17 protein-coding genes are annotated in these 26,546 nt (G+C 39.0%); 3 read left to right on the top strand and 14 right to left on the bottom strand.

Annotated features, from left to right (window positions below):
- Positions 1 to 25: 25 nt before the first annotated feature.
- Both J0J35_RS10620 and J0J35_RS10615 read right to left on the bottom strand, forming a co-directional pair.
- Positions 26 to 1,282 (bottom strand): glycosyltransferase family 4 protein, encoded by a 1,257-nt coding sequence (locus J0J35_RS10620; protein WP_019292407.1) that lies wholly within the window; start codon positions 1,280 to 1,282, stop codon positions 26 to 28.
- Positions 1,283 to 1,285: 3 nt separating this feature from the next.
- Positions 1,286 to 1,969 (bottom strand): adaptor protein MecA, encoded by a 684-nt coding sequence (locus J0J35_RS10615; RefSeq protein WP_019292408.1) that lies wholly within the window; start codon positions 1,967 to 1,969, stop codon positions 1,286 to 1,288.
- 246 nt (positions 1,970 to 2,215) lie between these two features.
- Between J0J35_RS10615 and J0J35_RS10610 the strand changes: the two genes are divergently transcribed.
- Entirely contained in the window at positions 2,216 to 3,124 is a 909-nt protein-coding gene (locus J0J35_RS10610; protein ID WP_206916916.1) for a diacylglycerol kinase family protein, read from the top strand.
- Positions 3,125 to 3,216: 92 nt separating this feature from the next.
- Here J0J35_RS10610 and rpoC read toward each other — a convergent pair whose 3' ends face one another.
- The 6 genes from rpoC to J0J35_RS10580 form a co-directional block, all read right to left on the bottom strand.
- Entirely contained in the window at positions 3,217 to 6,864 is a 3,648-nt protein-coding gene (rpoC, locus tag J0J35_RS10605; protein WP_206916913.1) for a DNA-directed RNA polymerase subunit beta', read from the bottom strand.
- Positions 6,865 to 7,183: 319 nt separating this feature from the next.
- The gene (rpoB, locus tag J0J35_RS10600) at positions 7,184 to 10,774 is read right to left on the bottom strand and encodes a DNA-directed RNA polymerase subunit beta (protein WP_040086615.1); all 3,591 of its coding nucleotides are present in this window, start codon (positions 10,772 to 10,774) and stop codon (positions 7,184 to 7,186) included.
- 283 nt (positions 10,775 to 11,057) lie between these two features.
- Positions 11,058 to 11,369, bottom strand: a complete 312-nt coding sequence (locus J0J35_RS10595) for an MGMT family protein (RefSeq protein WP_019292412.1) — start codon at positions 11,367 to 11,369, stop codon at positions 11,058 to 11,060.
- Positions 11,363 to 13,246: a M13-type metalloendopeptidase gene (locus J0J35_RS10590; protein WP_206916910.1), complete on the bottom strand. Its 1,884-nt coding sequence runs from the start codon at positions 13,244 to 13,246 to the stop codon at positions 11,363 to 11,365. The genes J0J35_RS10595 and J0J35_RS10590 overlap by 7 nt, the downstream gene beginning before the upstream one ends.
- Positions 13,247 to 13,341: 95 nt before the next feature.
- Entirely contained in the window at positions 13,342 to 15,060 is a 1,719-nt protein-coding gene (locus J0J35_RS10585) for a polysaccharide biosynthesis protein (RefSeq protein ID WP_019293339.1), read from the bottom strand.
- A 676-nt stretch (positions 15,061 to 15,736) separates the two neighbouring features.
- A complete protein-coding gene (locus tag J0J35_RS10580) occupies positions 15,737 to 16,237 on the bottom strand; it encodes a hypothetical protein (RefSeq protein WP_165706429.1) in 501 nt (166 codons plus the stop codon).
- A 280-nt stretch (positions 16,238 to 16,517) separates the two neighbouring features.
- On the opposite strand from J0J35_RS10580, the gene J0J35_RS10575 reads away from it, so the two are divergent.
- Together J0J35_RS10575 and J0J35_RS10570 are read left to right on the top strand one after the other, a co-directional pair.
- On the top strand, positions 16,518 to 17,396 hold the full coding sequence (locus J0J35_RS10575; RefSeq protein WP_165706428.1) for a helix-turn-helix domain-containing protein: 879 nt from the start codon (positions 16,518 to 16,520) through the stop codon (positions 17,394 to 17,396).
- A 193-nt stretch (positions 17,397 to 17,589) separates the two neighbouring features.
- A complete protein-coding gene (locus J0J35_RS10570; protein ID WP_019292418.1) occupies positions 17,590 to 19,041 on the top strand; it encodes a UDP-N-acetylmuramoyl-L-alanyl-D-glutamate--L-lysine ligase in 1,452 nt (483 codons plus the stop codon).
- A 61-nt stretch (positions 19,042 to 19,102) separates the two neighbouring features.
- Here J0J35_RS10570 and yjeM read toward each other — a convergent pair whose 3' ends face one another.
- The 6 genes from yjeM to J0J35_RS10540 form a co-directional block, all read right to left on the bottom strand.
- A complete protein-coding gene (gene yjeM, locus J0J35_RS10565) occupies positions 19,103 to 20,704 on the bottom strand; it encodes a glutamate/gamma-aminobutyrate family transporter YjeM (RefSeq protein ID WP_019292419.1) in 1,602 nt (533 codons plus the stop codon).
- 341 nt (positions 20,705 to 21,045) lie between these two features.
- The gene (pepT, locus tag J0J35_RS10560; protein ID WP_019292420.1) at positions 21,046 to 22,287 is read right to left on the bottom strand and encodes a peptidase T; all 1,242 of its coding nucleotides are present in this window, start codon (positions 22,285 to 22,287) and stop codon (positions 21,046 to 21,048) included.
- Between the two features lie 2 nt (positions 22,288 to 22,289).
- Positions 22,290 to 23,054 carry a DUF1803 domain-containing protein gene (locus J0J35_RS10555; protein WP_206916909.1) on the bottom strand — a complete coding sequence of 255 codons (765 nt, stop codon included), beginning with the start codon at positions 23,052 to 23,054 and terminating at the stop codon, positions 22,290 to 22,292.
- Positions 23,054 to 23,998 carry a manganese-dependent inorganic pyrophosphatase gene (locus J0J35_RS10550; protein ID WP_014024319.1) on the bottom strand — a complete coding sequence of 315 codons (945 nt, stop codon included), beginning with the start codon at positions 23,996 to 23,998 and terminating at the stop codon, positions 23,054 to 23,056. The genes J0J35_RS10555 and J0J35_RS10550 overlap by 1 nt, the downstream gene beginning before the upstream one ends.
- A gap of 145 nt (positions 23,999 to 24,143) precedes the next feature.
- On the bottom strand, positions 24,144 to 24,938 hold the full coding sequence (gene pflA, locus J0J35_RS10545; RefSeq protein WP_019292422.1) for a pyruvate formate-lyase-activating protein: 795 nt from the start codon (positions 24,936 to 24,938) through the stop codon (positions 24,144 to 24,146).
- A 66-nt stretch (positions 24,939 to 25,004) separates the two neighbouring features.
- Entirely contained in the window at positions 25,005 to 26,465 is a 1,461-nt protein-coding gene (locus J0J35_RS10540) for a DHA2 family efflux MFS transporter permease subunit (protein WP_206916908.1), read from the bottom strand.
- Positions 26,466 to 26,546 lie beyond the last annotated feature (81 nt).

Below are 26,546 nucleotides of genomic sequence, written 5' to 3'. Positions count from 1 at the left end.
ATAACAAAAAAAACAGACGAAAAGCTCATTTCCGTTCTGTTTTGTCGTGTTTATATTTTCTTTTATGTTTCTTACTTATAACTTGCTCTCGATACTCCGAACTGCCAATGAACCTCAAAACATTGAGGAAAGGTTGGCGGTCTTTACCAAGTATACCGACCAAGTCAATAAACAGCCCCAGTCCAAGCAGCAAAGCAATAATTAAGAATATACCACCGATCCGGCTGGAAACTTGTAGGATCAAGGAAATAAAGGCAAAAATTCCAGCTATGCCATAAATAACTAATACAGCGCCTCGATGAGTGAAGCCAATGTACATCAAACGGTGGTGCAGGTGCATTTTATCCGCACTAGAAATTCTTTGATTATTCAGTTTTCGCCGTACCATTGCCACAATTGTATCTGTTAATGGAACACCTAAAATCAAAAGTGGTGTTAGAACAGCTACTGCCGTTGCATTTTTTAAACCTTGCAGGGACACAACCGATATCATAAATCCCAAAAACAGTGCACCAGTATCTCCTAGATAGATAATCGCTGGATGATAGTTATATGGGAAGAAGCCCATAATGGCAGCAACCAAGGTAAAAATGGTGATAGGCAAGAAGATACTTGAACCTGGTAAAAAGAAGTAAGACACAATCCCCATGGTAAAGAGTGAAATCACGGAGACACCACTGGCTAAACCATCTAGGCCATCGATCAGATTAACCGCATTCGTAATCGACACAATCCAAAAAACGGTAAAAATAAAGGATAACCAAGCGGGGAACTCAAGAAAAGGACCACCGAAAGGGATTTTAAGATTGTCAAAGCGTGCATGGGTAAAAAACCATGTGATTGAAGCAGCGAGAAGCAACCCAGCCATCTTCATCTTAGGGGAGATTTCTTTGATGTCGTCAATCAATCCCGTCAGAACAACAATACCACCTGCTACAATAAAAGGTGCAATGTAGTTGATATAAGTCACAAAATGAGGCTTAATTCCTTCCGCCAACTGTTTGGGGCTCATTAGGGGAAGTTGGGGGTAAACGATCATCGGGAGGATAAAAAGTGTCGCAATTGCAAAGGATGCAAAAATAGCTAGTCCCCCTGCCGAGGGCATTATTTTAGTATTGACACGTCGCTTGTTAGGCTTATCTACAGCTCCAATTCGGCGTGAAACAAAGGTCATTAATGGGGTGAAAATCAAGGACATTCCAAATGTCACGAAGAGCACAATGAAGAACTCTACTGTGAAGGGAATCCCCTTAATCGGGATTTCTTTTATGGTATCTATCATATCTTAAATTTTTGAGAGAACTTCCAAAGCACGTGTATTGATTAGTATCTCGCCGTATTCTTGTAGTGTTTCGCGACTGTTGATTGTTTCCTGTCCGTATTCTAACATTCGAGCACGCATCGAACTTACTGCTGTCTTTCCTTTTGACTTTTGATTGTCCAAAATAATCAAATAAAACTTATCTTCATAGCTATAAAGTTCAGATTCCTCTGCATCAATTTTAACATTTTTTACTGCTGTCAAAAGTTGAGACATGTTTTCAAATTCTAGAGAATAGAAGACAAAATCTGGATCTGGTTTATTTTCTACTTTTGTTTCTTTTGTTTCAGTTGTACTTGTATCTGCCATTGTTCCGCCATTTTGTTTTAAATCTTCCACACGTCCAAAGAAATCCGTCATAAGCTGCTCAAATTCTTCGGGATCATCAGGGAGATTATTGGGATCAATATCAATATTTTCTTCAGTAACAATAATATTCACCCCTTTAGGGAAAGGTTGAATTTGGAAAGTTAAAAGTCCTGATGAGAACCTTTCCTCAAGTCCTAGTTCTTCTACTAATTCATAAAAAAGATTTTCAACCATTGACTGGTTCGTAAAAAAATCAGAGAGTTTGACATCATGATCAACCAAATCTTGAAAGGTTAGGCTAATCTTTATCGTTTTTTCGTTTATTTCTTCATATTGCATATTTTTAACCTATTATTCTTCATTAACCTGCATGAGAACCATAACTTTTAGTTTTCATTGCAGAAATATTTTTAATTATATTTAACTGTTTCTTCTAATTATAACATATAAAAGGCTGTTCGCGTTTTTTGCCATTCACTCGAAAACTTTCTTTTTTTACTTTGTTACTCTTACGAAATTTTTTGTATCATTGGAAATTGTTATGTTATTTACCTCTAAAATATATTTTTTTGATAAAATAGTTCTATGATTTATTACATTCTTGCCAATCCCAATGCCGGTTCACGCAAAGGGGAGCGTTCATTGAAACTTTTATTGCCCTATCTCGAAAAAGAGGGCCTCTCTTACAAACTCTTTGCGACCGAACATACTGGGCAAGAAGCAGCTTTTATCCAAAAAATCTTGGAAGAGAAATCAGCAGAAGACCGGCTTGTCATCTTAGGTGGTGATGGTACCATTTCTTTGGCTCTCAATGCTTTACCTGATAATCTGTCCTTTGGTTACATTCCTTCTGGTTCAGGTAATGATTTTGCCCGCAGTTTGGGGCTTTCTTTTGATCCTATCCAAGCCTTCGAAAATATTCGCCAAGATAAGACCAAAGACTTTTATGTTATCCATTATAAATCGCAATCGTTTTCTGGCTACGCGCTCAATAATGTAGGAATCGGTTTAGATGCAGCCATTGTCAAAGCAACTAACAGTGGACGTATGAAAAGCATACTTAATGCACTCAAGTTAGGAAGGCTTTCTTACTTTCTGACCGCCCTTCATGTTTTATTTAGCAAAAAACCGTTTGAGCTTAGCGTTTATAACATGAAAAATGCTTTTAAGTTTGATAATGCCTTTCTCTTGACCTTTACTAAGCATCCCTATTTTGGCGGTGGTATTCAAATTGCACCTGAAGCGACTAATCTCAGCCAGGAAATTCATTTGGTTGAGTTGGACAGATATAGTATCCCGAAAATATTTTCGTTAATTCCTAGTCTGCTTAAGGGAAAACATTTAGACAATAACCTTTTCCATCATAGTGTTTCCACAGCAGCTGCAGTAACAGCGCAGTCCGTTCAACCCGTTCAAATCGATGGAGAGTCTTTTACTATCCAAGCCAATGACACTTTGACTCTAACTTCTGAAAAAAGAAAGATTATTTGTTAATAATAAAACGGAAGACTATCTTTTCAATAAGAGTTCATCTTCCGTTTTTCTTTTACAAAAAAATAGCGATATAATCATCGCTATTTTTTATTTTATTTTACTTCTTCAATTTCAGTTTCTGAAACAGTGACCTCAGGAGCATTTGACAAATCTGACAATGGCTCAAGATTACGGTAACGGAACATACCTGTACCGGCAGGAATAATCTTACCGATAATGACATTTTCCTTAAGACCAAGTAAGTGGTCTTCTTTACCATGGATTGCAGCATCGGTCAAGACACGTGTTGTTTCTTGGAAGGATGCAGCAGACAAGAATGAATTTGTTTCCAATGATGCTTTGGTAATCCCCATAAGAACAGGTCGTGCTGTCGCTGGTGTTTTACCAGAAAGGAGGGCTTCTTCATTGATTTTTTCAAAGTCAGAAATATCCATAAGTCCACCAGGCAAGATATCCACATCACCAGTATCCATTACACGGACTTTACGAAGCATTTGGCGAACCATAACCTCGATGTGTTTATCCCCGATTTCAACCCCTTGTGAACGGTAAGTTTTTTGAACTTCACCGAGCAAGTAAGTTTCAACAGATAAAGCATCACGTACTTGGAGCAAGTGCTTAGGTTCAATTGAACCTTGGATCAATTGGTGACCACGGTGGATAAATTCACCTTCTTCAACCATGAGCACATCAGCCATTGATACTGTGTATGAACGTGTATCTGTTTTACCTTTGACTGTGATTTCACGTGTACGTGTCGCAGCATCTTCCACAATAGATTCAACCGTACCAGTAACTTCGGTAATGATTGCTTCCCCTTTAGGGTTACGTGCTTCAAAGATTTCTTGTACACGAGGCAAACCTTGAGTGATATCTGAGCTTGACGCAACACCACCCGTGTGGAATGTACGCATTGTCAACTGTGTACCAGGTTCACCGATTGATTGAGCGGCGATTGTACCAACAGCTTCACCAACTTCAACGGCTTCACCTGTTGCCAAGTTTTTACCGTAACAGTGTTTACATACACCATGTGGTGTTTTACATGTAAATACTGAACGGATTGTAACTTCTTTGATACCTGCAGCAACGATTTGCTTCGCGATATCTTCTGTAATCAATTGATCATCGCCAATAATTACTTCACCAGTTTCTGGATGTACAACTGTTTTACGTGTGTAACGTCCTTCGAGACGTTCAACCAACGGTTCTACCATTTCTTTGCCAGTGGCAATATCAGAAATCAAGAGTCCACGGTCTGTACCACAATCCACTTCACGGATGATAACATCTTGAGCGACGTCAACCAAACGACGTGTAAGGTAACCAGAATCGGCAGTCTTAAGGGCTGTATCGGTCATACCTTTACGCGCACCGTGAGTTGAGAAGAACATTTCCAAGACAGAAAGACCTTCACGGAAGTTAGAAATGATAGGCAATTCCATGATACGACCATTAGGAGCAGCCATCAAACCACGCATACCGGCCAATTGCGAGAAGTTGGAAATGTTACCACGGGCACCAGAGTCCATCATCATAACGATTGGGTTAGTCAAATCTTGTTCTTCAATCAAGCGTTTTTCAAGTGTATCTTTTGCACCACGCCAAACATCAGTAACCGCATTGTAGCGCTCATCATCAGTAATCAAACCACGACGGAATTGTTTAGTAATTTGTTCTACACGTTTGTGTGCTGCACCAATGATTTCTGCTTTTTCAGGAACCACTGGGATATCCGCAATACCAACTGTTAAACCAGCCAATGTTGATTGATGGTAACCTAAGTTCTTGAGCAAGTCAAGGAACTCAGAAGTTGTTGTTGTACGGTAACGTTTGAAGACTTCAGCGATAATATTACCCAAGTGTTTTTTCTTGAATGGCAATACTGTATCAATTTCAGCTAAACGTTTATGGATATCTTCACCAGGTTCCATGAAGAAACGATCATCTGTTTGAGTTGTGATGTTCTCATCGGTATTTTCATTCAAGTAAGGCATACCTTCTGGATAAATTTCATTTCCTTCAGGCATGATTGAGTTGAACATTACTTTACCGACAGTTGTAATCAAGATTTTACCTTTTTGGAATTCTGTCCAAGGTTTATTCATTGATTGTGTTGCAATACCGATACGTGTATGCAAGTGGACATATCCGTTACGCATTGCAATTTCAACTTCTTCAGGATTAGAGAAGATCATACCTTCTCCTTCACGTCCTTTTGCTTCCATTGTCAAGTAGTAGTTACCCAAGACCATATCTTGAGAAGGTGTAACGACTGGTTTACCATCTTTAGGGTTAAGGATGTGTTCAGCAGCAAGCATAAGCAAACGTGCTTCGGCTTGCGCTTCTTCTGACAATGGCACGTGAATCGCCATTTGGTCACCGTCAAAGTCGGCATTGTAGGCTTCACAAGCCAATGGGTGCAAACGCATTGCACGTCCATCAATAAGTACTGGCTCGAACGCTTGAATACCTAAGCGGTGAAGCGTAGGTGCGCGGTTAAGAAGGACAGGGTGTTCTTTAACAACTTCTTCAAGGACATCCCAAACTTCAGCATCTTGACGTTCAACTTTACGTTTAGCAGCACGGATGTTAGCAGCCATTTCACGTTTAACCAATTCGGACATTACGAATGGTTTGAAGAGTTCGATAGCCATTTCACGTGGGACACCACATTGGTACATTTTAAGTGTTGGACCAACTGCAATAACTGAACGACCTGAGTAGTCAACACGTTTACCCAACAAGTTTTGACGGAAACGCCCTTGTTTACCTTTCAGCATATGGCTAAGAGATTTAAGCGGACGATTACCGGCACCTGTGATTGGACGACCACGACGACCGTTGTCAATCAATGTATCAACAGCTTCTTGCAACATACGTTTTTCATTTTGGACGATAATATTAGGGGCGTTAAGCTCCATCAAACGTTTCAAACGATTGTTACGGTTGATAACACGACGATAAAGGTCATTCAAATCAGATGTGGCAAAACGTCCACCATCTAATTGAACCATTGGACGAAGATCTGGTGGAATAACTGGAAGCACATTAAGCACCATCCAAGCTAATTTGTTACCAGATTTTTTGAAGGCTATTAATACGTCTAAACGACGAATGATTTTCACACGACGTTGTCCGCTAACATTTTTCAATTCTTCTTTAAGTTCAGCAACTTCTGCATCAATATCAACATCGTTAAGCAAATCTTGGATAGCTTCAGCACCCATTTTCGCAACAAATGAACCAAAACCATTTTTCAAAAGTTGTTCACGATATTCACGCTCTGTCAAAAGTTGTTTCTTTTCAAGATCTGTTTCCTTAGGATCAATAACGACATAACTTGCGAAGTAAATAACTTCTTCAAGAGCACGTGGGCTCATATCAAGTGCAAGCCCCATACGTGATGGAATCCCTTTGAAATACCAGATGTGTGAAGTTGGTGCTGCCAACTCGATGTGCCCCATACGTTCACGACGTGATTTAGCTGTCGTTACTTGAACACCACAGAGTTCGCAGACTTGGTTTTTGTAGAAAACGCCTTTAAGCTTACCACAAGCACATTCCCAGTCCTTTTGTGGACCAAAGATACGCTCATCGAAGAGACCTTCGCGTTCAGGTTTTTGCGTACGATAGTTGATGGTTTCTGGTTTTTTGACTTCACCAAATGACCAGTAACGAATTTTTTGTGGAGATGCGATACCAATTCGCATGCTCTCAAATTTATTTACATCGACCAATGTTTTCTCCACTTTCTTTGTATTTATTTCTTTTCTGTTGAATGTTTGGCTCTTGACAAACATTTCTGTGAAGACCGCTAGCTGTATCTTTTAAAACACAATCTTGCCCGAAAATCTTCAATCTAACGGATCAAAGCTCATGTGATAGGCAGCAATGTAGAACTTATTTTTAAAATAGAAGTTATCCATCCAAATACAGTTCTACATTACCGCCTAGCACACTTGCACAGCGGTTTACCTTAAAAGGTTTTTATCTTAAATTTATTACGAAAAGCTATTTCTTATTCCTAATAAACTTCTTGTTCACAGAAAAGAACAATTATTTTTCTTCTTTTGCTTCGCTAATCAATGCTTGTTCAGTTTCCACTGCTTCAGTAACAATTTGCTCCTGAGCTTCAAGCATTTCTGGCGTAATGTCAATATTTTCTTGACGAACTTCGATTTCATCATCAAGTTCACGAAGGTCAAGGACATTTTTCTCACCATCAAGGACTTTAAGATCCATACCAAGTGCTTGCAATTCTTTTACAAGGACACGGAATGATTCAGGAAGACCTGGTTTAGGAATACGTTCACCCTTAACGATAGCTTCATAAGCACGTGTACGTCCAATAACATCATCTGACTTGTAAGTCAAAATTTCTTGGAGAACATTTGCCGCACCATAAGCTTCAAGGGCCCAAACTTCCATTTCCCCGAAACGTTGTCCACCGAACTGCGCTTTACCACCGAGCGGTTGTTGTGTAACGAGTGAGTAAGGACCAACACTACGTGCGTGAAGTTTATCATCAACCATGTGGTGAAGTTTGATCATGTACATGACACCGACAGAGATACGGTTATCAAAAGCTTCACCTGTACGTCCATCATAAAGTACTGTTTTGGCATCATCAGCCATTCCAGCTTCCTTAACGGTATTCCAGATATCTTCATCACTTGCACCATCGAAGACCGGTGATGCAATGTGAATACCCAATGTACGTGCAGCCATACCTAAGTGAAGTTCCATAACTTGTCCGATATTCATACGAGAAGGGACACCCAATGGATTCAACATGATATCGATTGGTGTACCATCTGGCAAGTAAGGCATATCCTCTACAGGAACGATATTTGAAACGACACCTTTGTTACCGTGACGTCCGGCCATCTTATCCCCAACGTGGATTTTACGTTTTTGTGAGATGAAGACACGAACCAACTTGTTCACACCTGATGGCAATTCATCACCGTTTTCACGTGTGAATACACGTACATCGTGAACGATACCGCCACCACCGTGAGGAACACGGAGTGATGTATCACGAACTTCACGTGCTTTTTCACCAAAGATAGCACGAAGAAGACGTTCTTCAGGTGTAGGATCAGTTTCACCTTTTGGTGTTACTTTACCAACGAGCAAGTCTCCATCTTCAACCTCAGCACCAATACGGATAATACCGTCTTCGTCCAAGTTTTTAAGGGCTTCATCACCAATATTTGGAATTTCGCGTGTAATTTCTTCAGGGCCAAGCTTTGTATCACGTGTTTCTGATTCATACTCTTCGATAGCAATAGATGTATAAACGTCATCTTTAATCAAACGTTCAGACATGATAATGGCATCCTCGAAGTTATAACCTTCCCAAGTCATATAAGCAACGAGTGGGTTTTGGCCAAGCGCCATTTCCCCATTTTCCATTGATGGTCCATCACCAATGATGTCGCCCGCTTCAACTTTATCACCAAGTTCAGCAAGTGGACGTTGGTTATATGAAGTTCCTGAGTTTGAACGACGGTACTTCATGATGTTATAGATATCAAGTTCACCTGAGGTACGGCGTACACGGATTTCGTCAGCATCTACATATTCAACGGTACCATCATGTTTAGCGATCACAGCAGCACCTGAATCACGTGCTGTTTGATGTTCCATACCTGTACCAATCCAAGGTGCATGTGGATCAATCAATGGAACGGCTTGACGTTGCATGTTGGCACCCATAAGGGCACGGTTAGAGTCATCATTTTCCAAGAAAGGAATACAAGCAGCTGCTACGGCGATAACCTGTTTAGGAGAAACGTCCATATAGTCTGCCGTTGAAGCATCAACTTCAATATTGTTACCAACGTGACGGGCCATTACTGTTTCGTTGACAAATTTGTTGTCATCTGTCAACGGTGAGTTAGCTTGGGCAACAGTGTAATTGTCCTCTTCGTCAGCTGTTAAATACTCTACCTCATCCGTAACTGTTCCCGTTGCACGATCAATACGACGGTATGGTGACATAATGAAACCATATTCATTGATTTTGGCATAAGAAGACAAGTTATTGATCAACCCGATATTTGGACCCTCAGGTGTTTCAATCGGACACATACGGCCATAGTGAGTGTAGTGAACGTCACGTACTTCATATGAAGCACGGTCACGTGAGATACCACCAGGACCTAAGGCAGAGAAACGACGTTTGTGTGAAAGCTCTGACAAAGGATTGTGTTGGTCCATAAATTGTGACAACTGTGAAGAACCAAAGAATTCTTTGATTGCAGCAGTTACAGGACGGATGTTAATCAATCCTTGAGGTGTCATATTTTCATTTTCAGAAGATGACATACGTTCACGGATAACACGTTCCATACGTGAAAGACCGATACGGACTTGGTTTTGAAGCAATTCACCAACAGAACGGATACGACGGTTTCCTAAGTGGTCGATATCGTCTACTTTACCAATACCTTCAGAAAGACCTAACCAGTAGTTAATGTTAGCAATCACATCTGCTGGCATCAACACACGATTTTCTGCAGGAATTTGACCATTAGAAATCAATGTCACGACACGTTCTGGATCTTTTGGAGAGTAAACTTTCAATGTTTGAAGTTCAATTGGCTCAGGAATAACAGCATCGTCAGATGGTTGATAAACTGTTGTATTGAGACCATTATCCAAAAGGTTTTCGATAGAATCTAAAACATCACGTGTTACAAGAGTATCAGATTCAACGAGAATTTCACCTGTTTCAGGATCAACGATTGGCTCTGCCAAAGTCAAACCGAGAATACGGTTTTTAAGCGCAAGCTTTTTATTAAATTTATAACGACCTACAGGTGCAAAGTCGTAACGACGTGGGTCGAAGAAACGTGCAATTAAAAGTCCACGAGAGCTGTCCGCTGTTTTAGGTTCACCAGGACGGAGGCGGTCATAGATGTCTTTAAGTGCTTCTTCAACACGTGTGTCTGATGGGTTTTTGTGAACATCTTTGCCCAATGTTGTATTGAGGAGTTCACTTGGTCCCATAAGTTCAAGGATTTCATCGTCACTTCCAAAACCAAGAGCACGCAACATTGTTGTAAATGTTAACTTACGTGTACGGTCAATACGTACATAACCAACACCTTTAGCGTCTGTATCTAATTCAAACCACGCACCACGGTTAGGAATAGTTGTATGACCGTAAGATTCCAAACCATTTTTATCTGTTTTAAGGTGGAAGTATGAACCTGGGCTACGTACCAACTGGCTGACGATCAAACGTTCAGAACCGTTGTTGATGAATGTACCCATTTCAGTCATAAGTGGGAAATCACCGAAGAAAACTTCTTGTGTTTTCAATTCGCCTGTTTCTTTATTTACAAGGCGGAAAGTCACATGAATCGGTGCAGAATAGTTTGCATCGTGAGCACGGGCTTCATCCACAGTGTATTTAGGGGCTTTCATTTCATATCCAACAAATTCAAGCTCCATTGTGCCCGCAAAGTTGTCAATTGGAAACATTTCTTTGAAGACGTTAGCCAAACCTTCGTCAAGGAAGTTTTGATAACTTGCTGTTTGAACTTCGATCAAGTTCGGCAAACCAATTACTTCTTTGATTCGTGAAAAACTGCGTCTTGTACGGTGTTTACCGTATTTTACGTCATGTCCTGCCAAGTTGATTCTCCTCATTCTATTTTTCCAGTTTTTCTGGATGTGTTATACAAGATTTGTCGTTTTTAAGTTTCTTATGAAAAATTCTGAAAAGTCAGTAGTTTGTCTTTTTCATTACTTTTTAGATTTTTTACAGTTCAGAAACGGCAAAAAAGCAACGAAAACTTGACGTTTCGTTGCTTACAAAACCCGTGGGGACAATATTTCCCACAGAATTTGTCGACAAACCATTACCCTATATTATATCATTTATCGACTGTCTTTACAAGGTCTAAATGCCCTTGAATTACTTTTCTTTCAGCTTAACTTTACCTCTATCCGTCACTTCAACACCTTCTAATTTTAACAAACGAATTTGTTCTAGACGCCCTTCACCGTGCATCCCTATAGTGCCATCAGATCTGATGATTCGCCACCAAGGTAAGTGATGGCTTTCCGATAGACCGTGAAGCGCTCTGGCGACTTGCCGCGCACCATTTATAAGGCCTGCCCGTAGTGCAATATCTCTGTATGAACTCACTTGTCCATAGGGTACCGCTTTGATTTCCTTAAGTATCCGCTGCGTTTCCGGCTTAAGATCTTCAAAATCCTTTACCATATTTTCACACGTTGCTCAGGCGCGCGATACATCCCGTCGCTTTCTTGCACCTCAAAAGTCTGATAAAATTCTTCTAAGTTTGTCGGTGGAATATTGGCGCGCAATTTCGCTGGGGCATGAACATCCATTGAAAGAAGCATTTGCTGGAATTCCATGCTGGCTTTCATACGCCAAATTTTCCCCCATTGGCTAAAGAAATCTGTAAGATTAACATCCTCTTCTTTTTGCGCAGCAGTCATCGCTGCCGTGATTCCTCCTTGGTCGGCAATATTTTCCGAAACAATCAACTTGCCGTTTGCTGGACCAGCTTCAGTTGCTCGTCCATCAAAAGCTGCAATCATTTCTTCTTGTTTCTTCTCAAAAGCTTCATAGTCTTCGTCTGTCCACCATTTATTGAGATTGCCATACTTGTCAAACTGTGCTCCATTATTGTCAAAAGCATGTGAAATTTCATGGGCAATTACTGCACCAATACCACCGTAATTTTGACTAGCTGACTGTTTAAGACTGTAAAAAGGTGCCTGTAAGATAGCTGCCGGAAAAACAATCGTATTGCTGTCGGGACTATAATAAGCATTAACCATATGAGCCGGCATATGCCACAAGCTCTTATCAACTTCTTCACTAAATTTTTCATAGTGACGTGCAGTGAGCAATTCATCAAAATGACAGGCATCTTCGTAGAGACTCCCATTTCCAACTTTAAAACGACTATATATTTCTGGAAGTTTGTCCGGGTAGCCTATGAACACAGTAATTGCACTCAATTTTTCAATAGCCTTATCAATCGTTGCACGACTGAGCCATTCATTTTTATCTAAGCGTTCTTGATAAACTTTAATCATCTCAGAAGTCATGTGCTTAACGTCTGATTTAGCTTCTTCTCCAAAATATTTTAGACCGTAATAAAGGCCAATCACTTGACTGAAATAACTCTCCGTTATATCGAGCTGATGTTTTTCTTGACTCCTTGCCTCTGATACATTCGATAAAAAACGTCCATATGCAGACCCTAAAAGTCGTAATTCATCTGAAAGTAAGCCGGTTGCCTTACGCGCGATTTTCACCAACATCCACGCTTTAATTAAAGGCCAATTTTCTTCGTTGATGATATGGTCAAAAGAGTCATAAAAACGACTTTCAAAGACAACGATTTTCTCCGGTTCAGTGCTAACCAAGCCCTTAATAAATGAGTCAAAAGCTATATTTTTAAAATGTCCTACAAACTCCTTAAAAGGAACCGGATTATAAAGCTCCGCATATTTAGCCCACTCTTCCGCAGTATTTGCTGATTCCACCAAAAGGCCATCAAAAGCCACTGCTTTAGCCGCGATTTCTTGGGCATCTTTTTGTCCAAAATGCTCTAATATTTCCTTGGAGTTTTCCTGCCAAAAACTCAAAAGTTCAGCTTTACGAGGATGACTTTCCTCATAGTAAGTAGTATCAGGCAAAATAAGTCCAGGACCAGTGAAGCCCAGAGAGTGGTGCACTGCATCTTTCATATCTGCATCAACGCTGATTGAGAAAGGTAATGGGGCTTGAGAATGAAAAATCAAATCAAGTAAATGCGTACGAAAATCCTCGAATGAGTTAAGATTTGTTACCTTATCCATCTCTCTAATAACGGCAGAGAAATCGTTTTTGTTACGACTTTTCCAATCTCCTGCCTTATTGTAAAACTTTATAGCCTCTAGCAGTTCAGGATTATCTTCTGGAAGTTCCACAGACATGTGCTGCAAATCGGCTGTTAAGTTTTTTTCATTTTCCAATATCAATTCGTCAAAAGCAGAGATACGAGGTTTATCAGCTGGTATCTGTACCTGTTCAAGCCATTCGGCATTTACTGTTGCAAATAAATCATCTTGTATTCGTGTCATTATAACCTCCTGAAAACGTTTTTTATATTATAACATAAAAGAAAAAGCAAACTTCCGAACAGCTCTGCATTCTGAAATTTGCTTTATTTATTTTTTTAAATATGAAGTTTTTGACGAAGTCTTGTGCCTCGGCTCCCCATTAATTTTTCAAGTAAGCCAGCTTTGGCTGCAATATAAATGTAGGTGAAGAATCCACCGCCACCAGCCACAGCTACCACGAGCAAGGCTTTGAAATGACCTGGAGAAAGTGGCATCAAAATCAACGAAATCAAGCCATAAAGAACCAGAGTCACAACGGCCATAATAGCCGTAATAATTGAGATTCCAATAATTCCTTTCAAAGTACTCTTAACTCGGAAACCCGTAACTTCATGAATCTTGCGAATAATAATCCATGTGCCATATCCAAAAGCAATGGTTGTTGCCACAAGCGGACCATAAGAGTGGAAAATCATAATTGACGGCACTTGCAAAATCAATTTGATCACTAAAGTAATAATGAAGTAACGCATCGCTACTTTAGAATAGTGCAAAGCTTGCAAGATTGGGGCAACCATCGTGTACAAAGCCAGCAAGAAGCTTTGGAGGACAGCCCAGATAAACAGTGCAAGCTGCAAGCTATTTACTGAACCATAAAACAGTGTATAGATTGGTGCAGCTAAAATTGTCATGCCTAGGACCGCAGGCAACATAAAGGCCACAAACAGTTGAAAATCGTAAGAAATCAAATGCGCTGTTTCTTTATAATTCTTCTTAACAAAGTTAGAGGCAATAAGTGGCAGAGCCACAGCTCCTAAAGTCATCGCTTCACCAATGAGAATCATTGTCAACTTGTCGGTATTAGCAGAAAAGTATGAGAAGAAAACTAAAAGCTGTGTATCACTATAGTCAGATACCCACCGCATGACCGTAACAAAGGTCGCTTGGTCCACAATTTTAAAAATTTGAATAGCTGAGCCAATAACGACAAACGGGATAGCTTGATAGATGGTTTGTGAAAGCAGGCGCCAAGCACTAATTTTTGTAATACTTGGGCCTGGGTTAATAATCTTGCCAAGCATATTGTTTTTGATCAAATACCAGAGCAAGACAGCACATGAGCCCAACATACCGATAAAGGCTGCTGTTGTGGATTGGACAACTGCTTGTGTCCAATCTCCACCTGAGAAGCCAAGCTTCATAATCATAAACGTAAATACTAACATCCAAATTACACGGACAACCTGTTCATAAATTTGGCTCAAAGCTATCGGCTTCATATCATTAAGCCCTTGGAAATATCCTCGAATGACTGACATGGCCGGGAAAATTAGAATGGCGAGCGAAAGCGAGCGCATCACCTCTGTTAGGTTTTCTCCTCCACCTGACATAGCTGCTAATGCTGGTGCACCGATATACATCACACCAGCTGCTACAATACCAAGCCCAACCATAAAAATAAAGATATGACGAACTAAACGATTGCTTAGATTTTCATCTCCCATCGCATTATAATGGGCTACCTCACGCGCAATAGCTACAGGAAGCCCTGCAGTTGAAATCAAGAGAAAGAGCGCATAAATATTATACCCCATTGAAAAAAGGGCATTGGCTTCATTATTGTGTTCTCCCATCCACGCAAACCACGGAATGATGTAAATCGCACCCAGAAGACGTGATAAAATATCCGCTAAAGTAAACCACAAGGTCCCGCGCATCATTGTATCCTGCTGTGCTGCTTTATTGTCTCGAATCTCTTTACGCTTGGTTTCCGCATCCATTTGCTGGAGCTTTTCTTCCATGCTGAGATTATCAGTCATTTCTGTACTATTCATTTTTCTATTTTACCATGAAGTAGGGATTTTTGACAATAAAAGTTTATAACACTCCTTGGACAAAATAAGTTCTATTTCGAACTACAAATTCTAGATGGATAAGTTTAGTTCCTTTATTTACTAGAACCGTGAGATATAATTAACTTGAAATTCCAGAACGTTTGACATAAAAGTAGCACAGAAAAAAATGTCACGGTATAAAAATTAAAATAAGTTATAAGCAGGATAAAAGCTAAGCCCAGAAGTCCTCTAAAAAAATACTCCTTTATCTGTCGTTGGATATACATTAACTTTAAGATGCGCATACTGATAAAATAAGCCCGGATTACCGTATTCATCATTATTAAGAAGACCGTTGCCAAGACTACAGTTAAATTCATGGACGAAGCTACAGTAAAAAAAGATAGAGCCATCAGGTAAGAAAGAGCCTGAATTTTTGGCAGTTGTTTTTTGTAATAACTTAGTTCCACTGTCCTTTCCATGAATGCCACGTTTTGGAAGATGAAGATACCAATGTAATTCAGAATGAAACTGCTCTGAATTACCGCAAGAAACCCTAAAAGTGAATCAAAATCCGTGAATACACTTTCCTCTGAAACAAAGATGAGAAAACTACCACCAAGGAAAACCAGAGCGCTAAAAATATAAGTTTGGTTATTTTTATTCATAAGGATGATTAATAAAAAAGTCGGAAATTTCCCATTGTATAGATGGCTGCTCCTGCTGAAACACCAATAACAGCGCCAACGGCCCAGTTCCAAGCTGCAACTGTTGCTATTTTAGCCGCAATGACTCTATAGCTATAGACATATACGCCACGCGCGATAGCCTTAATTTGTGTCCAACCAAACCCTACCGCAGTTAAAGCCCTGCGCATCCCTGCTGAACGATGCCACAAGCCTTCCAAATTCCTTCCGACCATTCGGATAGAAAAAGCACGCGATACCAATAATGGCACGTTTTGACTTGCCATCAATTCTTTTTCTTTTTGTTGTAAAAAAGCCAAGTCAGACTCGTCAAATGTAATCTGTTCAAGCGAATCCCAATTTTCACTTTGTTGTTGACTTGCTTGAATATCATTCGCTTGTACTAGCCCTGTCACAGATGGTCCAACTGTCGAAAATAATAGAGTGAGCGCAATCATACCAACTATCCCTTTTTTAGTTTGTCTTTTCATTAAATTTTCCTTCCTGTGATTATGATTTTTTATGTGTGAATTTTTCAGCAAAGATACGAATAATACTTGAAGAACTTGATTAACCCTATCCATTTATATCGCTTATAGTTAGTCTATAACAACATTACAGCTAAAAATAGTTATAACTTAGGCTTAAATTACTATATATTGACAGCTCTTTGTCGACCTAGTTTATAGAAAAATTGCCATAAATAAGCTTTTTCTTGCTCTTTTACCACAGTTTCAAAACATAAAGATATTAAAAATATAGGAGTCTTTTATGAAAAAAACACTGCCCATCGGAGAAATATATCGTTATTTTCGTACTTCTAAAAATTTCGCCCTTAAGGAAGCGGCGAAGGAATGCATCTCCACTTCTCAACTTTCTAATTTTGAAAACGGACGCAGTTATGTTTCTTGCATTGTTTTGCTCTATCTCTTGAATAATATAAATGTAGCACCTCACGAATTTTTCCATCATCTTAATACCCAACTCAATCCTTTGGACTGGTTTGAAGAACGTGATATGGCTCATCTAAACAGTAATACGCTCCATCTTCAAAAAATTATCCAAAAATATGAAAAATCACTTATACAAAGCTCATCTTCCACTCAAAGATTAAACTTGGATAAATTTCGCTTAGAGGCAACCATGAAGCAGATAGATTCCCATTATCACCTCTCTTCTAAAAGTCTTACTGTCATTAAACACTACTTAATTAACATCAAAATATGGGGCGAATATGAATTTGATTTGTTGAGTGACATAGCTATGTTTCTAGACTTAGGTACCTTATCAAAGTTTAGCCATAAAATACTCAAAATAGCACGATGCAGAAACATTCATCCTCTTACCCAAAAAGCTCAAATAAAAACTGGAATAACCTTCCTCGAGATTTTTATTAAAAATAGACAGAAATATTTAGCAGAAGAGTTACTTCATTTTATTGCTTCTTTAAATATTCCAGAAATCGATCTTTTTGAAAGAGTAAATTTCATATATCAAAAAGCGCATTTTGAAGTGGTTTTTGGAGATACGAGCGCTATAGAAACAATGAAAAAATGTCAATATATTTTTGAACGATGTGAATCCTATCAAATTGCTCTGAAACTTGAACAGGAAATTAAAAGCTTAGAGACTGTGGTAAAAACAAGATAAACGCTTCCTATAGCACTATCCTCTCTTGTTCACGAAACATAAAGCGATTATCAAGTTACAAAAATATAAGTGAAAATGGTATAATTAAGCCTACGAATAAGAAAAAAGCACCTATCCACATTTAAGTGAAGTGCCTTATAATTTAGCTCTCTTCCGGAGTTAAATGGTATAAATAAAGGAGGCAGAAAAACCCATGCTCAAAATACAAGATGTTTTAGAAATTCTGAAAAAAGACGAAAACTTTCACGAAATTGTCTTTAAAAAGGAATATTACTATAACTGGGAAGAAGATTTCACCTTCGATCAATTAAGCTATGATAGCCGAAACACTTCTGCATCAACCCTATTTTTTGCGAAAGGTCTAAATTTTAAAGCAGAATATCTAGAAAACATAGCAGCACCTTTCTACATTTCTGAAATAGATTATGAAGTGGAAATACCTGCAATCATTGTTTCAAATGTGAAGCGTGCAATGAGTCTCTTAGCTCAATCATTTTATGATTATCCACAAAATGAACTCCAAATATTAGCTTTGACCGGAACAAAAGGAAAAACAACTTCTGCTTACTTCGCTAAATCAATCTTAGATGAAATGAACGGACAAAAAACAGCCTTACTTTCTACAGCAGAAACAACTCTTGATGGGAAAAATTTCTTCAAATCTGAGTTAACTACACCCGAAAGTCTTGACTTACTCAAAATGATGCGCCAAGCTGCGGATAATGGAATGACACACCTTGTGATGGAAGTAAGCTCACAAGCTTATAAAACTGAACGTGTCTATGCTATTAACTTCGATGTTGGTGTCTTCCTTAATATCTCTCCCGATCACATCGGACCTGTCGAACATCCTACACTTGAAGATTATTTTTACTGCAAGCGACAACTTTTACATCATTCCGGTTACTTTGTAGCCAACAGTGAAATGACCCATTTTAATGTCATTAAGCAAGAGTTAGCAGATCTTAAAATCCCGCATGATTTTTACGGTGAAAAATCTGACAATCAAATCATCGAATCTCATGCACACGATTTTACAACAAGTGGTAAAATAGCTGACCATTTTGACATTCGTTTACTTGGAAAATTTAACCAAGAAAACGCCTTAGCAACAGCTTTAGCAACCCAACATCTAGGAGCCACAATCGAACAAATTAAAAACGGCTTAGCAAAAGCCGTAGTACCTGGACGCATGGAGATGTTAACTACAAAAAATGGTGCAAGAATTTATGTTGATTACGCCCATAACGGTATTAGTTTGCAAAACTTAGTGTCTGTTGTTGAACCTCATCATAACGGTAAAATCGTCTTGGTTTTAGGAGCTACGGGTAATAAAGGTGAAAGTCGTCGTAAGGATTTTGGCCAAGTTATCGAAGCACACGAACGCTTAGAAGTCATTCTCACTCAAGATGATTCTAACCACGAAGATCCTAAAGCCATTGCTGATGAAATTGCAAGTTATGTTTCACGCTCCTGTGATTTTGAAGCAGATCGTGCAGAGGCAATAAAACAAGCCATTCAACGTGTGACAGATCAAAATGATGCTGTTATTATTGCTGGAAAGGGTGCAGACAAGTTCCAGTTAGTCAATGATAAACGTGAACCTTATCCTGGTGATAGAGCCGTAGCAGAAAAATTTATTTAAAAATTGCCTCATCGGCATTTTATGTTTTGGAATAAAAAAAAGCAGCCTAAGCTGCTATTTTTTATTTAGCATTATGTAATTCATCTTCAGAAAGTTCTGTTAATGAGGCATATTCTGCAGGGTAACGTTTTTTGTAGCGATTCATCATAAAGAAGGCTACCAAACCAAAGATAACTGGACCAGCAATCATTGATACAACTGTTTGGATTGTATCTCCAAGGACTGCAGAGCGTTCAGCAACTGGCAAAGCAAAGTAATCTGTGATAGGTTGGATTACTGTGAAGGCATTTGCAAAAGCAACAACAAGAAATGTTACCGTTACAGCCGCCATCGCTACACCTTTAGATTTATAAAGCGTAAATGGTTTTTCAATATTATCATTGAGTTTGAATTTTGCATAGGCAATAACGATAAAGAGGTAAGGCAATGTCATCGCAACGTTGGCCATGTTTGTCAAGATTGCAAAGAATTTCGCCGCTGCTTCTGCACCACCACCAAGGTTGATGAGCATGTTCAGCAAGATGATAACAAAGACAATTACGAATTGGATAACCATCGCAAATTTTGGCATACCTGATTCTTTATCAAGTTGTCCATAGCGACCAGGCCAAAGTTTATCTGGTGTACCAGAAATAATTTGTTTAACTGGGCTGTAGATCAATGTAAAGAAAGCACCCATTAATGAAAGCAACATTGCAAGACCCATGTAACGGGCAAGAATTGAACCGATAACTACCGCACCTGAATGACTCATACCAAAAGCAGCACCAAGCGCTTCACCAAGGTATTGCATTGTTACATAACCTGCATTACCAAGGTTAATTGTTCCAGCTTTTACGCCTTCGTAAAATGCACCGCCTGTTTGGTAATTCATGAAGAAACCAACACAGAGAATCATTACAGAATAACCGATTGCAATGATAAGCGCTGACGTTACAACACCACGAGGGAAATTTTTCTCAGGTTGGTCTGTTTCATCAACCAAACCACCAACTGCTTCAACACCACCATAAGCAAAGATAGCAAATACCATGAAGGCAATAAAGCCAATTGCAGAACTGTTATTGAAGTTAGGATTAAGGCTGGTTACAAAAGCTTCAGCAGTAATTGGCGTTGTTGGATGTCCATTAAGAATAAGGACTAAGAGTGCGCAAATCAAGAGAATCGCATTCAATGAAAGAACAGCAATACCACCAAGTGTAGCGAATTTTTTGACTGCATCCAAACCACGAAGTGCAAAGAAAGTGATTGCAGCAACCCAAATCATAGCAATGATTGAGAGAATCCATGGATCTGGCACATGAAGCGAGTTACCAAAAATCATGTTTGTGATTGGTACCATGATACCATTTGAAACGTTGACCATCCATACCAAATATGAAGCGTACCACATAAATGTTCCGACGAAGGCGAAAGTTGGACCAACTGCTTTCTCCATCCAAGAATAGATCCCACCTTTTTCTTCTTTGAAAGCTGAACCAAGTTCAGTTACCATGAAGGCAAAGGGCAGGAAGAAGAATAATCCACCCACGATATACCATGGAATTGCAGCATAACCCATCATGTAGAATGCACGTGGGATGTTGTTAAATCCATATACTGATGTGAAGATCATCAGGCATAAGCCGACAAGAGAAAGTTTCCCTTTTGCTTTATCAGACATCAAATGTCCTCCTTTTTTTATAATCAGATTGACTGATTGAAAATATTTGTAAATCAAGTAACTTAAAGTACTTGTATAATTACCATAAGTAAAGGCGAGTGGGAAGTTTGACCAGAACTCTCAACAGTGAATTATATTGTCTTTTATAAAAGATAGAATAGAACAATCATAACTAGAATTCGTTATAATTGTGCGACAATTCTAAGAAAAACCTAAAACAGGTCGCCCAAAGGCGACTTGTTTATTGGTTTATTTAATTAAGAAAAGTAAATTCTCTCGAAAAAATCACTGTTGGAAAGCTATTCCTCCCAACCTTAAGAACTATTTTAGCTTATTATGCTTTATTTTTCAACTTTATTATTGAGTTTAAGCATTTCGAGCAGTACATCTACTGCTTTTTCCATAGTTTGTAAGCTTACAAACTCAAAACGACCGTGCATGTTTTCACCACCAGCAAAGATGTTCGGTGTTGGCAAGCCCATAAATGAAATCTTAGAACCATCTGTCCCACCGCGAACAGGTTCGATTTTTGGCTCGATATCCAAGTTTTTCATTGCTTCTTCGGCTAAATCAATGATTGACATGTCTTTCTCAATAACTTGAGCCATGTTGTAATATTGATCTTTGATTGTGGCTTTTACGCGTTCAGAGCCAAGTTCAGCATTCATTTTATCAGCAATTTCTTGCATCAAGGCTTTGCGCTCATTAAATTTATCTTCTGCATGGTCACGAATAATATATTGTGCGCGTGCTTCTTCGACAGTTCCGTCTAATTTCAAAAGGTGGAAGAAACCTTCACGACCTTCTGTTTTTTCGGGACGATCAAATTCTGGCAATTGCGCATGGTAATCCATTGCTAATTGCAAAGCGTTAACCATTGTATTTTTGGCTGTACCTGGGTGAACATTTTTACCTTGAAACTCTAAAACAGCACCGGCAGCTGAGAATGTTTCATATTCCAATTCACCAAGGGGTCCACCGTCAACTGTATAAGCAAAGTCAACATTGAAATCTTCAACATCAAAACGGTCAGCCCCTGTACCGATTTCTTCGTCTGGACCAAAACCAATACGGATTTCACCATGTTCAAAATCAGGATTGATATTGATTAAATAATCAGCCAAAGTCATGATTTCAGCAATACCAGACTTGTCATCAGCCCCCAAAAGTGTTGTACCATCTGTATGAATCAAAGTTTGACCTTTGTAGTTTTTCAAGTTTGGGAATTCTGCTGGATCAAGACTGAAACCAGAATCACCAAGTTTAATCACAGACTCTCCATCATAGTTTTCAAGAATTTGCGGATTGATACCTTCTGCATTAAAGTCTGCTGTATCCATGTGAGAAATCAGACCGATTTTACGGACATTTTTGTCTGTAGTTGCTGGGATAGTCCCTACAACATAACCGTTTGATTCAAGATAGTGTACATCTTGAATACCAATTTCGCGCATCTCATCTGCCATTTTATGAGCAAAATCAACAAGAGCAGGAACAGATGGTACAGTTGTTGAATTTTCATCTGAACGTGTGTTTACTTTAACATAATCAAGGAAACGGGGTAACAATTTTTCGTATTTCATTTTTATCCTCCTATGGAAATGAAGTTCTTTAATACCTTTGTTTGTTGGATTTGGGCAGAGATGAAGTCTTGAGGAGAATCATAATGAATTTCTTCAAGTTGAAGTGTATCGTCAAACGCAAGATTTGACGTAAACTCTCGTTCACCTACTGCGGAGATGTAGCCATATTTTTCTAAGGCTCTGATGAAAATATCTGGACGTGCTTTGACAATATCTTTACGCGTAAATTTGAGCAAAAAACTGGTCATGTATTTCAGAGCATACTCTGGATCAACATCGCCCATAAGCTGATATACTTCTTGTTCAAGTATTGTAAGCGGTAAGTGATGCGCCACCTTGTAAAAATAGTTAAATAAGCTATCTGTGGTCAAATCATACCGACTTGAAAAATGTAGCGTGATTGTATTGGTTTTATTTTGAAGTTTTTGCTGGACAATAGACTGCTCCAGTCTCTGCTCCACTTGACTTCCAGCTGCCACAAAAAATGGTTCCTCATAGATATTAACAGCTACAGGCATTGTTTTTGAAGAAAGATCAAAGTCAGCATCAGTAAAAACTTTAAAATTATTGCCATAACGTTTATCCTTGCGCCAGATAAAACCAGCAGCGATAAAGCTATCAAGCTGGCGATCTAAGTTTTTCTCTTGTTCAAAAACTTTATGAATTTGGCGTAAGGTTACATCTTCATGCACGTGCAGGTAATTAATCAGTTTTAAGAAAAAAGGCTGACAAGTCAGCCTATTTTCATTAAAAACGCGAATAGGCATTATTTGTTAAACTCTTCAGTAAGTTGTGGTACAACTTGCTTTTTACGTGAAACGGCACCAGCTAAGAAAGCATGGTCGTCTTCTAACGTAAAGTGGAAAGCTGCTTCAACTTTATCTTTGTGGCTACCGATTTCGACAATTTCTGAGTTAGAATTTACGATATCTGTAATCATGAAGACAAAGTCATCATAATGTTCAACTTCCATTGCTTTCTTGATGGCTACTTTGACATCGTGTAAGCGTGAAAGTACATCTTGAATTTCAACTGTATTTACCTGAGCGATACGGATACGACTGCCATTAAGTTCAAATGTTTTTGCATCAATATCAATGAGTTCATCTGCTGACTTGTTGTCCAAGTTTGTGCCAGCTTTAAGCATAGCCATACCATATTCTTGGAGATCAACACCAGCAATTTTTGCCAATTCTTCTGCAACTTTATGGTCAGTTGCATGTGTTGTTGGTGATTTCAAAAGCAAGGTATCTGAAATCAAACCTGAAAGCAAGAGACCTGCTACTTCACGGGGAATCTCAACACCCGCTTCAAGGAATTTGCGGTAAACAATTGAAGAAGCTGAGCCAACAGGTTCAATTGTCATGAACAAAGGAGAAGCAGTATTGAAGTTAGCCACACGGTGGTGGTCCACCACACCAAAGATATTTAATGAAGCAATATCTGCGATTGATTGTTGGAACTCATTGTGATCCGTCAAGATAACTGTATCCACGCCTTCAGCTGCTGCTGATGTTACAACACGTGGTGCTTCTACACCAAAATAGTCCAACGCAAATTGCGTTTCTTCATTAGGTGTACCTAATGCAACACACTCTGTATTCAAAGCGCCAACTGGACGATGGTTGCTCAAATATGAGAAACCATAAGATGATGCGATTGCGTCTGTATCTGGTTTTTGATGACCAAAGACAAAAATTTTATCTGACATTTCTTTTACCTCATTTATATATTTATATTCGCTTCATTATATCAAAAAAAGAGGATTTACGCACGCTTTCAATCTATTACTGGAAGTGTTCTTGCCTTAATCTTGGCACTGAAAAAACTTGAAAGCCAAATGCGGCCTTCAAGTTTTATCTAATTCTCTCTAAATATTCTTGATAAGTTTCTGTACCCATGATTGATTTTGCATTGGACACACGTTCTTTTGTCGGCGGTTTAACACCAGCAAGTGGATATTTCCAGCCTAGTTCGCGCCATTTGAATTCCCCCATCGTATGATAAGGTAAGATTTCAAATTTCAGAACATTATCCAAGGTTTTAACAAATTCCCCTAGCTTTTCTAAATCTTCATCAATATCCGTTTCACCTGGTACAAGCACGTGACGGATCCACATGGCTTGCCCCTTGTCAGAAAGGTAGCGGGCAAATTCTAAAATATTTTCATTAGGGTGTCCCGTCAAGGCCTTGTGACGTTTTGAATCAATTTCTTTCAAGTCCAGCAAGACAAGATCTGTGACTTCAAGAAGTTCATCAATACGAGAGGTGATATATTCATCCGTTCTAAATGGCCGTGCTGAAGTGTCTAATGTGGTATGGATTCCCAAGCTTTTAGCGTATTGGAAAAGAGCGATGACGAAGTCAATTTGCAACATGGCTTCCCCACCAGATACAGTGATACCTCCTTTTTCGCCCCAAAAACCACGGAAACGAAGTGCTTCGTCCATCACATCTTCTACCGTACGTGTCGTTGCTTTTTCGTTTTTCAACGCCCAAGTATCTGGGTTATGACAATATTTGCAGCGCATTTGACAACCTTGCATAAAAACAATGAAACGTACTCCTGGACCATCTACAGATCCAAAGGATTCGGTAGAGTGAATCAGGCCGGTTACTTTTTTGGCTTCTTCAATATATGTATCAGTCATAAGCTTTTCCTCTTCTTCAATATGCTTTTATCATACCTCAAATCTCTCTTATTATCAAATCCTTTTCTAGGCTCTTAATTTTCCATCATCAAACAGGTTAACCACAAAAGTAATCACGCAGAGAAGCAAGGCCAAGGAGAAAACATTATGCAAAGCTCCAAGAACGATTTGTTCTAATTGACCATGAATTTTCTCGGGAACGACTACGTTGGAAGCTGTACTAATAAATTCGTTGACATTCTTAAAGCTGACTTCTGGAAATTTACTGAGCCCCGCATTGATACCTAAGGAAAAAGCTAGCCCCAATATCCCGGTCATCATTGCTTGACCCAAAGTTCGCCCTAGCACAACGAGAGAACTTGCTTGACCAACCATTTCAGCAGGAACCATTTTTTGTGCCAAAAGTGTCGTTGTTGAAAGTATAACCCCCATCACACTTCCTGTGAAAGCTGAAATAATGTAAAAACCTTCAATTGGGAAAGCAACACTTGAAAGAACCAAGGGAATGTAGACAAGGATAAGAATACCCACTAAAACGGCATAAAGTCTCTTCGGCGCAAAACGTCGTAAAAGAAAACCAACAAAGAAACTGGTTACCATCCAAAACAATGATGTAGGTGTTAATGCAAGACCTGCAACAAAGGCTGGAACGCGGTAAATGGCTTGTAGCCAAATAGGAAAATAAATATTGAAAGCAATCAAGCAGCCACTTAAAAGCATTGAAATAATAATCTGAATACTGAAAGTCCTTGTTTTAAACATTTCTAAATTAAATAAAGGATCGACTGCTTTTTTCTCTGTACGAATAAAAATGATGCTGGCCGCAACAATCAAGAAGAGGAGCACAACTTCTAATAGCCAATTGATTGTGGAAGCTGACATTTCTTGAAACATCAGTAATAATGAAACTAAAAGTACAGATAGAGAGACAATACCTGACCAGTCCATCGGTTGTTTTGCTATTTTTTCATGTACATCCTTATAACCAAAAATTGTAAGTAAAAGTGTGATCAATCCCAAGGGCACATTAATGAAGAAAACCCAGTGCCAACCCAACGTATCAACAATCCATCCGCCAAGCAACGGGCCTACTAAAGCCGAAATCGCCCAAGCTGTATTATTCAGCGCCATAATTTTTGCACGCTCTTCAAAATCAAATAAATCAGCAATAATTGTGAAGGTTAAAGGCATCACAGCTCCTGCACCGATACCTTGAATCGCTCGAAAAATAATGAGGAACAGCATGTTGGGGGCAATACCACAAAGTATCGAACCAATCACAAAAGAGACAAGTCCAAAGATAAAAATATTTTTTCGCCCCAGATTATCCGCAAGTTTTCCATAGATTGGTGTTGCAATAGCCGAAATAAGTAAATAAATAGCAAATACCCAGCTTTGGAGTTCTAGTCCTTTCAACTGAGAAATAATGGTTGGCATAGCTGTGGTCACAATCGTAACCTCAACAGATGTCATAAATGTTGCAATAAAAATAGCTATAACAATAGCCAAATGTTCTTTTCTTTTCATATTCCCTCCTCTGTTCTATATCTTCATTTCTTTTACATTTTATCATAGTTTTTTTCAGAAAGTCAGGACAGTAAAATAAAA

This window comes from Lactococcus sp. LG606, from assembly GCF_017309645.1.
GTDB lineage: Bacteria > Bacillota > Bacilli > Lactobacillales > Streptococcaceae > Lactococcus > Lactococcus petauri.
This window is presented reverse-complemented; position numbering and strand designations above follow the sequence as displayed.

Bases quoted from the DNA above. Each gene is read 5' to 3' on its own strand.
- J0J35_RS10620 (WP_019292407.1), bottom strand. From the start codon at position 1,282: ATGATAGATACCATAAAAGAAATCCCGATTAAGGGGATTCCCTTCACA.
- J0J35_RS10615 (WP_019292408.1), bottom strand. From the start codon at position 1,969: ATGCAATATGAAGAAATAAACGAAAAAACGATAAAGATTAGCCTAACC.
- J0J35_RS10610 (WP_206916916.1), top strand. From the start codon at position 2,216: ATGATTTATTACATTCTTGCCAATCCCAATGCCGGTTCACGCAAAGGG.
- J0J35_RS10595 (WP_019292412.1), bottom strand. From the start codon at position 11,369: ATGGTAAAGGATTTTGAAGATCTTAAGCCGGAAACGCAGCGGATACTT.
- J0J35_RS10590 (WP_206916910.1), bottom strand. From the start codon at position 13,246: ATGACACGAATACAAGATGATTTATTTGCAACAGTAAATGCCGAATGG.
- J0J35_RS10585 (WP_019293339.1), bottom strand. From the start codon at position 15,060: ATGAATAGTACAGAAATGACTGATAATCTCAGCATGGAAGAAAAGCTC.
- J0J35_RS10580 (WP_165706429.1), bottom strand. From the start codon at position 16,237: ATGAAAAGACAAACTAAAAAAGGGATAGTTGGTATGATTGCGCTCACT.
- J0J35_RS10575 (WP_165706428.1), top strand. From the start codon at position 16,518: ATGAAAAAAACACTGCCCATCGGAGAAATATATCGTTATTTTCGTACT.
- J0J35_RS10570 (WP_019292418.1), top strand. From the start codon at position 17,590: ATGCTCAAAATACAAGATGTTTTAGAAATTCTGAAAAAAGACGAAAAC.
- yjeM (WP_019292419.1), bottom strand. From the start codon at position 20,704: ATGTCTGATAAAGCAAAAGGGAAACTTTCTCTTGTCGGCTTATGCCTG.
- pepT (WP_019292420.1), bottom strand. From the start codon at position 22,287: ATGAAATACGAAAAATTGTTACCCCGTTTCCTTGATTATGTTAAAGTA.
- J0J35_RS10555 (WP_206916909.1), bottom strand. From the start codon at position 23,054: ATGCCTATTCGCGTTTTTAATGAAAATAGGCTGACTTGTCAGCCTTTT.
- J0J35_RS10550 (WP_014024319.1), bottom strand. From the start codon at position 23,998: ATGTCAGATAAAATTTTTGTCTTTGGTCATCAAAAACCAGATACAGAC.
- pflA (WP_019292422.1), bottom strand. From the start codon at position 24,938: ATGACTGATACATATATTGAAGAAGCCAAAAAAGTAACCGGCCTGATT.
- J0J35_RS10540 (WP_206916908.1), bottom strand. From the start codon at position 26,465: ATGAAAAGAAAAGAACATTTGGCTATTGTTATAGCTATTTTTATTGCA.